The sequence below is a fragment of the Arthrobacter sp. D3-18 genome (genome assembly GCF_054408525.1).
Genome location: NZ_CP096440.1, coordinates 3492715 through 3504268, shown reverse-complemented (window position 1 = coordinate 3504268; position 11554 = coordinate 3492715). Strand labels below are relative to the sequence as shown.

11 protein-coding genes and 2 riboswitches are annotated in these 11554 nt (G+C 63.4%); of the genes, 8 read left to right on the top strand and 3 right to left on the bottom strand.

Annotation, left to right across the window (positions count from 1 at the left end; translation table 11 throughout):
* Positions 1-72 precede the first annotated feature (72 nt).
* Both M1D89_RS18195 and M1D89_RS18190 read right to left on the bottom strand, forming a co-directional pair.
* Positions 73-2535 (bottom strand): helicase-associated domain-containing protein, encoded by a 2463-nt coding sequence (locus tag M1D89_RS18195; RefSeq protein WP_498645658.1) that lies wholly within the window; start codon positions 2533-2535, stop codon positions 73-75.
* A gap of 53 nt (positions 2536-2588) precedes the next feature.
* Positions 2589-2804 (bottom strand): hypothetical protein, encoded by a 216-nt coding sequence (locus M1D89_RS18190; protein WP_498645657.1) that lies wholly within the window; start codon positions 2802-2804, stop codon positions 2589-2591.
* Between the two features lie 227 nt (positions 2805-3031).
* Between M1D89_RS18190 and M1D89_RS18185 the strand changes: the two genes are divergently transcribed.
* Genes M1D89_RS18185 through M1D89_RS18175 form a run of 3 tightly spaced genes read left to right on the top strand, consistent with a single transcriptional unit; the run spans position 3032 to position 5371 of the window.
* Entirely contained in the window at positions 3032-3415 is a 384-nt protein-coding gene (locus tag M1D89_RS18185; protein WP_011773749.1) for a cold-shock protein, read from the top strand.
* Between the two features lie 8 nt (positions 3416-3423).
* On the top strand, positions 3424-4020 hold the full coding sequence (locus M1D89_RS18180) for a DUF3027 domain-containing protein (RefSeq protein ID WP_498645655.1): 597 nt from the start codon (positions 3424-3426) through the stop codon (positions 4018-4020).
* Between the two features lie 43 nt (positions 4021-4063).
* Positions 4064-5371 carry an MFS transporter gene (locus tag M1D89_RS18175; RefSeq protein ID WP_498645652.1) on the top strand — a complete coding sequence of 436 codons (1308 nt, stop codon included), beginning with the start codon at positions 4064-4066 and terminating at the stop codon, positions 5369-5371.
* Positions 5372-5458: 87 nt separating this feature from the next.
* Here the strand turns inward: M1D89_RS18175 and serC are convergent, their stop codons facing one another.
* Positions 5459-6589, bottom strand: coding sequence for a phosphoserine transaminase (serC, locus tag M1D89_RS18170; RefSeq protein WP_498645649.1), 1131 nt, complete (start codon positions 6587-6589; stop codon positions 5459-5461).
* 292 nt (positions 6590-6881) lie between these two features.
* Between serC and M1D89_RS18165 the strand changes: the two genes are divergently transcribed.
* The 5 genes from M1D89_RS18165 to M1D89_RS18145 all read left to right on the top strand — a co-directional run bounded on the left by M1D89_RS18165 (position 6882) and on the right by M1D89_RS18145 (position 11514).
* The gene (locus M1D89_RS18165; RefSeq protein WP_017197636.1) at positions 6882-7577 is read left to right on the top strand and encodes an iron-dependent transcriptional repressor DtxR; all 696 of its coding nucleotides are present in this window, start codon (positions 6882-6884) and stop codon (positions 7575-7577) included.
* A gap of 225 nt (positions 7578-7802) precedes the next feature.
* A riboswitch (cyclic di-AMP (ydaO/yuaA leader) is annotated at positions 7803-8003 on the top strand.
* A gap of 4 nt (positions 8004-8007) precedes the next feature.
* On the top strand, positions 8008-8844 hold the full coding sequence (locus M1D89_RS18160; protein ID WP_498645648.1) for a M23 family metallopeptidase: 837 nt from the start codon (positions 8008-8010) through the stop codon (positions 8842-8844).
* Positions 8845-8989: 145 nt separating this feature from the next.
* A riboswitch (cyclic di-AMP (ydaO/yuaA leader) is annotated at positions 8990-9152 on the top strand.
* 4 nt (positions 9153-9156) lie between these two features.
* Entirely contained in the window at positions 9157-9900 is a 744-nt protein-coding gene (locus tag M1D89_RS18155) for a C40 family peptidase (protein WP_498645646.1), read from the top strand.
* A 97-nt stretch (positions 9901-9997) separates the two neighbouring features.
* Positions 9998-10795, top strand: coding sequence for an NlpC/P60 family protein (locus M1D89_RS18150; RefSeq protein WP_498645643.1), 798 nt, complete (start codon positions 9998-10000; stop codon positions 10793-10795).
* A 218-nt stretch (positions 10796-11013) separates the two neighbouring features.
* A complete protein-coding gene (locus M1D89_RS18145) occupies positions 11014-11514 on the top strand; it encodes an HNH endonuclease (RefSeq protein WP_498645641.1) in 501 nt (166 codons plus the stop codon).
* The last annotated feature ends 40 nt before the right edge of the window (positions 11515-11554 follow it).

Below are 11554 nucleotides of genomic sequence, written 5' to 3'. Positions count from 1 at the left end.
GTTTAATCCTCACTGGGGTTGAGTCCTCACTTGCACAGCATCACGCGCCGTTTTCATGAACGGCGCGGGCTTTCATGAACGCAGTTCTCCGGCGGGTTCCACATCGATGATCCTGTGGATGGACAACACCCTTTCGGTGTCCTTGGCGGGATCGAAAACCCTGACGCGCCCACCGGAGACGGATACAGGAACAACAGTTTCGGTGTTGGCATTCCCCAAGCTGTCCACCACGTTCATAGTGACAGCCTGTTTGAGCCGGATCGCGGTTTGGAGTGTCTCCAGACCGAGCTGGGTGGCCGCCTCGCCCGTCGCTTCGGCCGGGACCGCGCGGTGTTGCCGCAGGACCGAAAGCTGTGCCTCGACGTCGTCGTCCGGCGGTGCAGTTCGGGGGGCTGTATAAACCGGGCGGGCGCTCCCGGGCACCGCCGTGGTCCGTTTGAAACGCACGACGGCGGGTTCGGCCTCCTGCACGGCAGGCGAGAGTCCCAGCTCGCGGAGGACACGCGCAGTTTCGCGCGGACTGGCAGAGGACGTCAGGACAGTGGGGGCGATCCGCACCAGGCTCAACGCCGACGTGCGGGCCTCGCGGAGGAGATCGGTGATGGCTGTTTCGTCGTCGCTCTGGATGAAGCTGGCACTGGTGCCGATACGAAGGCGGCCATGTCGGGAAGCCGTGTCCTGAACAAGGTACTCCAACGGTTGGGGTACGTCCGTGGCGGAATGCTCACGGAGGAACGCCAACAGCGATTCCGCATCCTGTCCGGCGTCGAGCGCCCTCCTGATGGTGGCGGCAGAGAACCGATAGATCGACGCCGGGCCTTGGCCCTCGGCGTCGGCCATCAATAAGAGGGTTTCGCTGAGTTCCGGCGCAAGGTAACCGGGGGCCACCGCCGTGAGATCCGCTTGGAGGAGGATGTGGTTTACGGCAGCCGGCAAGTGCTCGCCGAGGATGGTCATGGCTTTTTCCGGCTGGCCGTCAGCCATAGCCGAACCGAGCTGCGTCAATGCACCGGAGCCCATGAGGCCCAGGATTGTGGCCTCCTCCAAGATGCCGCGCACCAGGGAACTGAACCGGCGGGACATGCGCGGCTGCGCCCATTCGGCGCGCTGCAGGACGGCTCGAGCATCCAAAACGGGTGCCTTTCCATCCGGCGCTGCGGCCTCTACGGTGAGCTCGTTCAGGATCTCCAGGACCCGGCGGCGTACCACCGGGGCGTCGGGCCGCTGTGCTTCCGCGGACAAGGCGTTGATGGTGGTGCCGGCTGCGCCTTGATGGGCTGACGACGACGAACCACTGAGCGGCTGCCCCACCAGTGAAGGTGCCCTCTCACTGGCCAACCAAGCGTTGACCAGCCACAGCCACTGTTCCTGCCGGGGCAGGTTGAGCCATTCAAGCGACGGCGGCTGTATCCACGTGGAACTGTCCACGTCCAGGCGGAGCAGCCCGGCCATGGCGCACAACTCCAAGAGGATGGCGGCCTCATGGACGCCCAAACGGATGGACTCCGCCAAACGCCTCAGTTCACGCACACCCACGCCACCGCTACGGAGGGTGGCCAGGGGTTGCTCCCTGACTGCGAACAGCAGCTCAGCAGTCAACCGCAGGATTTCGGCGATGGCACCCATTGCTGCGTTGCGTCGCAGGGCAGCGCTCGTATGGCCAAGCTCCGGAACAGGCGGGGCCAGCGTGAAGTCATCCACGATTGCACCACCGCGCAAGGCAAGACCCACACTGTGGGGCAGCTCCACGTGGCCGGCATCCAAGGGGACCAGCAAGCCGCGCGCCAACAGCCAATCGATAGGCCCGACGTCGTGACTTTCGTGGGTGACCGACGCCCGGCGCTGCGCTTGGGGTACTGCGCCCATGGCCCAGCTGCCGAACTTGTCCAATAGGCCCACGGTCCGCTCCGGTGCCGTAGCCAGGATGGCACGAAGGTTCTCAGGAGTGGACGTCCACCGCTGCAGGGCCAAAGCTGCGTCCATCGGAGTGCTGGCGGGGTGAATGCCCGCACCGCTTTGATGTAGCTCGGCTACCAACTGCACCACCCGCTGGGCAAAGGCCGGTTGGAGCCGTACAAGTTCGGTGTAGCTGCGGCCAAGGCCGGCCGGATAGATGCCGATGACGTCCTTGAGGCTGCCCACGGGAAGGTAGAAGCGCTGACGGGACGACGTTGCCGGGGAGCCAGTGGGTGGATCTGCCCTGTGTACTAGTGCCAATTCCTGCAATTTGGCGAGGATGGGGTCCAGCGCCGACAGGGTGGAACCGGCAATAACCTTCTTCAGCCCGGCCGCGGAAATACTGTGGCCGGTATCGGCATTGGTGCACAGGTGCAGTGTTTCCAGGACCTGCATTTCAGGCTTGTTCAGCCGCTCCAAAGCCCTCTGGACACTGACCCGGGCGCTAGCCCTGGCAGCCAAAGCCGGGAAGTCTGGAGCCATGGGGGAGATCAGGTCCGGTCGCGCGGCAAACAAGGCCCGCAGCGAATTGTCGCTGCGCGCTTCGAGTTCCTTGCTGAGCGCGCGTATAAGGGACATCAATCCAACGTTACCGCCCCCGGGCCGCTCGTGCCCGTCACTGGGGCAGGAGGTTACTGTCGGCGGCGCTGGCGAACGGAGTCGACAACCAGGACTACGGCGAGCATGAAGGCCACCGGCAGTCCGTAAAGGGCCGTCCACGTCACCCATACCGGCGGCACGCCACCGTTGAACGCCACAGCCATGACCGTGCCGACGGCAACCAAAGAGATGACGGCAATGACGGCTGCAGTGATCATGATGGGGCGGCGGTAACCCGGGGAAGTCATGCCCACAACGCTAGCAGCAGCACGCCGGGACGATTCATTGCGGCTGCTCTTGCCCTGTTCGTGTACTGCGTGGTCGCGGCAAAGCGGGAATAGGGGGTTCGGCAGGATAACCTTGAAGGAACAGACCAACACGGACCGGGCTGTCACCCTCGATCCCGCAGATCCCTGTGGATGCGGTGATCGGCCCGACGTGTCTCCCAAAAGCAAGAACGAAGAAGGTTGATTACGTGCCTACCGGCAAGGTCAAGTGGTATGACAAGGAAAAAGGCTTCGGATTCCTCGCGGCTGAAGATGGCCAGGAAGTGTTCCTGCCCAAGACATCCCTGCCTGCGGGCGTAACGGAGCTCAAAGCTGGAACCCGCGTGGAGTTCGGTGTGGCCGACGGTCGCCGCGGAGCACAGGCATTGGGACTCCGCGTCCTGGAGAAGACACCGTCCATTGCCAAGGCCAAGCGCATGAACGCCAGGGACCTCGCACCCATGGTGCAGGACCTGGTCACCGTGCTGGACAACCTCTCGGGCTCCTTGTCTTCAGGCAAGTATCCTGATGGCAACAAGGCCAAGGCCATCAGCATGGCACTGCGCAAGGTTGCCGACGAGCTGGAAGCCTAGGACCGGCTATGACATCGGAATCCGCACAGGACACCAAGGCCGGCCCTGACGCTGCCCAGGCTCCTGGAAACGGGGACGCCCCCGCGCGGAAGCCCGTCGCGGCCAAGTCCCGCGCCGGTTTGCCCGTGTGGCGCACCGGTAAGCCGGACGCCTTCCTGACTGCCGCCGTCGATACTGCGCGTGAGGCAGTTGAAGGCATAGCCAACCCGGGTGAGGTGGGGGCGCACCTTGGCGCCAAGTCGGAGGGCGACCGCGTGGTCACCCACCTGTTCGAGTCCCGGCTGGCCGGCTACGGCGGCTGGCAGTGGTATGCCGTGGTGACCCGTAACTCGCGCTCCAAGATCGTGACGGTGAGCGAGCTCGGTTTGCTGCCCTCCGAGGACTCCATCCTGGCTCCTGAATGGGTGCCGTGGGCCAAGCGCGTCCGCCCCGAGGATGAGAAGCCGCTGGTGGAAGAGACCGTTGAAGACGTCACGGAAGAGTCCGTGCAGGCGGACGAAGACGAGGCCACGGAACCGGCCGAAGCTGAGTCCGAGGACGAGGCCACCGAGCTGGCCGACGATGAAACCGAGGACGACGAAGACGACGAAACCGGGGCTGAATAGGCCTTGCGGAAACCCGGGGTGACCACAGTGAAGGCGGACGCTGATGTCCACCTTTAGGTCACTCGGAATCCTCAACTACCGCATCTGGTTCTTCGGTGCGCTGATCTCCAACATCGGCACCTGGATGCAGCGTACGGCGCAGGACTGGTTGGTCTTCGACCACCTGACAGCGCACGACGCCGGTGCCATGGGTATTACTTTGGCACTCCAACTAGGTCCCCAGCTTTTCCTTGCTCCGTGGGCGGGCCTGCTGGCCGACCGATATAGCCGGCGGAAGCTGCTTCTCCTCACCCTGGTGGCCATGGCCCTCCTCAGCACGGGCTTGGGAGTGCTGGTGCTGCTGGGCATCGCCGAACTTTGGCATGTCTACCTCTTTGCCTTGCTGTTGGGAATCGTGACCGCCCTGGACGCTCCGGTCCGACAGACTTTCGTCTCCGAACTCGTCACCGACGATTACCTTCCTAACGCAGTGGCCCTCAACAGCGCGTCCTTTAATGTGGCCCGTATGATCGGGCCCGCTGTCTCAGGCGTGCTGACGGTGGTGGTGGGGCCCGGCTGGGTGTTCCTCATCAATACCGTGTCCTTCGTGGCCATGCTGTGGGCGCTCAAACTCATTCCCGCGGCGTCCCTCCGCATCCAGCCCAGGGCGGCGGCCGGTAAAGGGCGCATCCGGGAAGGATTGCGCTACGTCAGGAACAGGCCGGATATTCAGGTGGTCCTGGTGGCGATCTTTATTGTGGGTACCTTCGGACTGAACTTCCCGTTGTTCATCGCCGCGATGGTGGGGACCCAATTCGGCATGGACGCCGGCGCGTTCGGAGCGTTGAACTCGGTCATGGCCATCGGGTCGGTGACTGGTGCACTCTTGGCTGCCCGACGCGGGAGACCGCGTCTCAGGTTGATCTTCGGGGCCGCTGGCGGCTTCGGCGTTGCCAGCGCCTTGGCCGCCCTGGCACCCAATGCGGTGCTCTTCGGGCTCGCTTTGGTTCCCTGTGGCCTCTTCGCCCTGACTCTGATCACCAGCGCCAACGGCTACGTGCAATCCACCACCGAGGCTGTCATGCGAGGGCGGGTCATGTCCCTCTACATGGCCATTTTCATGGGCGGCACTCCCATCGGTGCACCGTTGGTGGGCTTGGTGGCCAACGCCGGCGGCCCACGGTGGGCGGTCGGCGTTGCGGCGGTTGCCGGCGTCAGCACCGCCGTCGTGGGTTTGCTGTGGATCATCCGTGCGAATCAGCTGCGGCTCCGCTTCGACCGCCGGGCCCGCGGACTGAAGCACTTCCGGGTGGAGTCGCTGCTTTCCCGTCCAGAGAGCGACGACGACGGCGCAGGTCGGCAGGGCGGATAACGCGCCTTAGCAGGGAGGTTAACGCGCCTTAAACGGCCGCGGCGCCGTCCGGGAGCTACCCGCACGACGCCGCTCAAGGCCGTGGTGCTATTTCTTGAGCTCGCCCACGACGTAGTCGATGCTTGCGAGCAGAGCGGAAACGTCGTCCGGCTCAATGGCGACGAACGTGGCAATGCGCAGTTGGTTGCGGCCGAGCTTACGGTACGGCTCGGTGTCCACAACGCCGTTGGCGCGCAGGACCTTGGCAATGGCCGCAGCGTCAATCGAGTCATCGAAGTCGATGGTGGCGATGACGTTGGAGCGGTCTTCAGCGTTGGCAACGAAGGGCGTTGCGTACTCCGAGGCCTCGGCCCAGGAATAGATACGGTTGGCGGAGTCTGCCGTGCGCTTGCTGGCGAAGTCCAGGCCGCCGTTGCTGTTGAGCCACTGCACCTGGGCGTCCAGGGTTACCAGGGTGGACAGCGAAGGGGTGTTGTAGGTCTGGTTCAGCTTGGAGTTGTCGATGGCGGTCTGCAGATCCAGGAAGTCCGGGATCCAGCGGCCGCTCGCCTTGACCCGTGCTGCACGTTCCAGGGCGGCGGGGGAGAAGAGACCCAGCCAGAGGCCACCGTCGGAGGCGAAGTTCTTTTGCGGGGCGAAGTAGTAAACGTCCGACTCGGCGACATCTACGTCCAGCCCGCCGGCCGCGGAGGTGGCGTCCACCAGGACGAGGGAGCCTTCATCGGCACCCTGAACGCGCTTCACCGGAGCGGCCACACCGGTTGATGTTTCGTTTTGGGGCCAAGCGTAGACGTCCACTCCGGCTTCGGCCGCAGCCACGGGGCGGGTGCCGGGTTCAGCCTTGATGATTGACGAAGCATCCAGGAACGGTGCCTTGTTGGTGGCGGCAGCGAACTTTGAGCCGAACTCGCCGAACGAGAGGTGCTGGGCCTTCTTCTCGACCAGGCCAAACGCAGCCACGTCCCAGAACGCCGTGGAGCCGCCAACGCCGAGGACAACCTCATAGCCTTCAGGTGCGCGGAAGAACTGGCTGAGTCCTTCGCGGACAGAACCCACCAGGTTTTTGACCGGAGCCTGACGGTGGGAGGTGCCGAGGATGGTGGTCGACGCGGCAGACAACGCTTCGATCTGTTCCGGGCGAACCTTGGACGGTCCAGCGCCGAAGCGTCCATCCTTGGGCAGCAGGTCGGCGGGAATGGTGATGCTGTTGTCGCTCACGTAGGGCTCCAATGGTATCGGCTAGAGATGGGTCGTGGCAGGGGGCATCAACTGCCCCTTCGACACCCCAATTCTGCCTGACCCGGCCCGGGCGCAGGAACCTGCGGCCGTCATAGTCCGCCACGTGGAATGCAGACTAACCGGATGCGACCAAAATTATCCAGAGTAATTCCAAATAAGCTAGGCTGGTGGTTGGCGTTCATGGGGCGGCGGTGCACACCGTCCGCCCTTGCTAGGGACGCGGTACGGTGGAGATTACGCAAGGAACTGCGTTCGAGGAGAGCTGAGCTGGATGACGGATCTGATCGATACCACTGAGATGTATCTTCGGACCATTTTGGAGCTTGAAGAAGAAAACATTGTGGCTCTCCGGGCCCGCATTGCTGAGCGATTGCGCCACTCCGGACCCACTGTTTCCCAAACCATCGGACGCATGGAGCGCGACGGACTGGTGATCGTGTCCAACGACCGCCACCTGGAACTCACTGAAGTGGGCCGGAAGCGCGCTACCGAGGTCATGCGCAAGCACCGCCTTGCGGAGCGGCTGTTGGCCGACGTTATTGGTCTGGACTGGGCCTACGTGCACGACGAAGCGTGTCGCTGGGAGCACGTCATGAGCGAGCGGGTGGAGCGCCGGCTGTACGAGCTCCTGGAGCACCCCACGGAGTCTCCCTATGGCAACCCTATTCCTGGACTTGAAGCACTGGGTGGCCTTGCCAGCCAGCCCTTCCCCCGGCTTGATGTCAACCTGCTGCAGGCCATGGACGGCTACGCTACCGATTCCCGCGTAGTTGTGAGCCGCCTCGCGGAGCCCATCCAGGTGGAGCCTGAGCTCCTCACCCAATTGGACGAAGGCGGAATCCGTCCGGGTGCCAGCGTCTCGTTGGAACGCGTCGGCGAGTACATCTCGGTCCGGGTCCCCGGTATCGAGGGCGCCTTGGAGCTACCTCCCGAAGTTGCTGCGCACGTCTTCGTCTCACTTAGCTGACGGGCGCTGGGCCAGCACAGGTGTCAAACCTCACTTTTGGACCTTCGCCGCGCGTGTGACCTGCGGTTTTCCGGAATTGATGATAAAGGGCTCTTCCGCTCAGCCCGTTCCTGTTGATAACGAATTTATTACCGAAGGCCTTAATCCCCTATAGTTATCTACTAGCGCTGATACCAAAGCGTTACCTGATCCGGAGCCGAGCTCTGCCAGCGGATCAGGTGTGTTACACACCACTGGCAGAGGCGGGGGAACCACAAGCGGCTGTCTAAAGAAGCAGCCTTGGGGTGAAGTCCGCAGCAGAAGTGACCACGTATGCAAGTCCCTCTTGGGATACCTGTGTGCCGTGAGCGCCTCGTGCGGACCGGGTCTTTGTACTCTCTGACCCGAATCCGACAGCTAACTTCGCAGGCTTTTGAGAGAGGAACAGAGTTTGACATCGCAGAACGTCAGGGGCCGCCGCCGTGCGTCCGGCCCCGCTGCTGAGCTGCGGCCAGCCACCGTCGTAACGGAGATCCGGCCTCGCGACACCGAGCGTCAGGTGCGCCGCCGTAAGAGCCCGATGCGCCAGGTTGCCGACTTCGCCGCTGCCAGCGGCGTCGGGCAGAAGGCCGGTGTTGCGCTAGCCGCCACCGGACTTGCCCTGACTGTCGGGCTGCCCGCCACGAGTCCCGTCATGGCCACCTCGGAATCAGGCCAAACCGAGTCTGCCCTTGCCGTTGCCGCACCTGCGGGCAGCCAGCCCGAGGTTTCCGCTGCCGCATCAGCCAAGATCGACTTCAGCCGCGCCGCCGTCGCTACTACTGCCGACCCGGATGGGAAGCTGAAGCAGTTGCTCAGCGCCCAGTCGGCTGACAGCATCCAGCGGGCCTCGTCCGTTGGCAGCATGGCCAGCCCCCTTGACACGCTCACCACGGCATCCCCCTTTGGGTACCGCATCAGCCCCCTCACGGGTGGTGCCGGTGATTTCCACCGCGGCCAGGACTTCGTTGCCCAGTGCGGCACGGCTGTGCACGCCGCAGCCACCGGCAAGGTCACCTTCGCCGGATGGCACGAGTACGGCGGAGGCAACCGCGTGGTCGTTGATCACGGCAATGGCCTCGAGACCACGTACAACCACCTGTCGTCCTTCACCGTCCAGGTAGGGCAGACCGTAAACCGTGGCGACACCGTCGCCCTGAGCGGCACCACGGGCGCTTCCACTGGCTGCCACCTCCACTTTGAGGTCCAGGTCAACGGTGAAGTCGTAGACCCCATGGGCTGGCTCTAAGCCATTTGATGGTTGCCTCTCGCATTCCCGAGGCGCCCCGTGACCTGAATGTGACATTCGCGGTCAACTGTTGTAGCGTACAGAGCGCATCGGCTTTTTAGGGGGCCGATGCACTTGAGTGGATTGCCTAGCTCTGCCACCACTCAAGGTCCGTTCGCATAAATCGTCTGGCAGGGGCGGGGGAACCACTTCTGGTCTTCGAAAGAAGGCCTTGGGGTTAAGTCGCAAAAGCTTCCTTGGAAGCAGCGCGGCCGGATGACTCCCATCCGAATCCGACAGCTCACCTCGCAGGCATTGGGAGAGGCTACCTACGTGTCATCACGCACTACCCCTGCGCGCCATCGCGCCCAAACGGTTCGCACGAACCCGTTAAACACTCTTTCCAAGGCTGTTTCCTCCAATGCAGGGACCATGGGCCGTCAGGCCGCCGTCCTTGCAGCAGCCTCAGGCCTCGTCCTCACCGTCGGCTTGCCGGCACAAGCAGCAGACACCGACGTTTCCAAGTCGGAAGCCTCCAGCACCCAACAGCTGGTTGCTACCGCGGTGGTTACCGCGGAACCGACAGCCACTGTTTCCTTCGAGAGCCCCACCGTGGCCACCCAGGAAGCCCCAAAGGTAGTCCAGCGCGCAGCGCAGGTTACCGAGCGCGCAGCAGCCACCACTGAGGAAACAGCGGAAGCAGTTACGGCAAAGTCCTCCGAGGCCAAAGATTCGGCCTCCAGCGCAGCTGCCTCCGGTCTCGCCGCCATTGCCTACACCGGCATCGGTTCTCCCTACGTTTGGGGCGGAACCACACCTAACGGTTGGGATTGCTCCGGCTTCACCCAGTGGGTCTACGCACAGGCCGGGATCAGCATCCCCCGCGTCAACGCTTGGACGGCTATGACGCCCACCAGCACTCCTGCTCCCGGCGACCTCGTCATGCAGAACGGCGGAGCCCACGTGGGCATCTACGTCGGCAACGGCATGATGATCAGCGCCTTGAACCCCGGCCAAGGAACGCTCCTGCACTCCGTAGCGTCCACCGGCACCTCCTCGTTCTACACCCTCCGCTAAAAATAATCCGGTTCGGGGTCGGCCGCATACCCCTCATGCTGGCCAACCCGCTACCCGCATGCACCCCAACTGCACGCGGATACGAAAAGAGAAAATCATGACCAGTGCAAACAAGGTTGCACGGCACCGCGCTGAGGCCCCCAAGACCACTTCGCTTGCCGTCATCGCCAAGGCCGTCAGCAACAACGCCGGTGGCGTTGGACGCCAGGCAGCAGTTATTGCCGCAGCTTCAGGCCTGGTCCTGACCAGTGGCATCGCCGCCAACGCTGCCGACACCAACGTGGACCGTGAATCGACGTCCACCTCCACTTTGGATGTGCAGTCGGTAGTCCAGGCCACCATCGCCGCGGACTCCACTGTGGCCATCTCCTACGAGCGACCCGTGGTCACCACGGTGGAAGCCCCGGCTCCCGTAGTAGTAGAGGAAGCTCCGGCCAAGGTTGAAGCCACGGTCGAAGCCGAAGAGGCAACCGCGGTTACCGCCACTGCCGCTCCGGCAGCCAATGCAACCGTTGCCGTCAACAACGCGACCCCCGCTCCGGCAGCCCCCGCCGCATCCAGTGGTCTCGGTGCCGCTATCGCTGCTGCAGCTTACGCGCAGCTCGGCGTGACACAGGACTGCACCATGCTGGTGACCAACTCCCTGGCTGCCGTGGGTATCAACTTCCACGACTGGCCCGCTGGCTACCTCTCCCTGGGCCGCACAGTGAGTGCAGCTGAGGCCCAGCCTGGCGACCTCGCCTACTATGCCAACGGCGGTTTGGCCGGACAGGCCCACATCGCTGTATACGTGGGCAACGGCCAAGCAGTTCATGGTGGATGGAACGGATCCACCACGGCACTGTTCAGCGCCAACGTTGGCTCCGGCCCGGTCTTCATCCGCGTCAACGGCTGATCTACATCGCAGAAGAAACACCCCGCGGGCTTCGGCCGGCGGGGTGTTCTGCTTTAACCGCGCATGAACTCTTGCCGACACCGCACACGAAACGAAGGAAAAATTCGTTGATACGGCATATAAGTGCTTACCCTTATGTTGTCGATCCACAGCCCGTACATGCAGAGGGCAGCCGGCCCTCGTGCCCCTGACGGGTGCGGCCGTGAAGAGGTACGTGCATGCGCACACTCGTTCTGAATGCTGGATATGAACCGCTGGCGGTAATAACATTCCGCCGGGCGCTGGTCCTTGTGCTGACTGGGAAAGCTAGCGTGGTGGCCGAAGGCGACGAGCCTGTCGTCGGGCCACAGGAGATCCTCGGAAGACCTTCCGTGATCCTCCTCAACCGCTACATTCGTCCCCGGTACAACAGGATTACTGCCGTGAGTCGCCGCGGGGTACTTCGCCGCGACGGCCATCGCTGCGCCTACTGCGGGAAAACAGCCCACACAATAGACCACGTCCACCCCAAATCCAGGGGCGGCGCGGATTCCTGGGAAAACCTGGTTGCGGCGTGCTTGACATGCAACAACGCCAAGAGCGACCACACACTGGCAGAGATGGGTTGGAAACTCCGTTTCAAACCCGGTGTGCCCCAGGGAACCATGTGGCAAATTAAGGAACTCGAGAAACCTGCGCCGGACTGGGACCCGTTCCTGTTGCCGGAATCCGCTGCCTGATCGATTTCTGCTGGTCTCCGGCCGTCCCGGGTAATCTGGG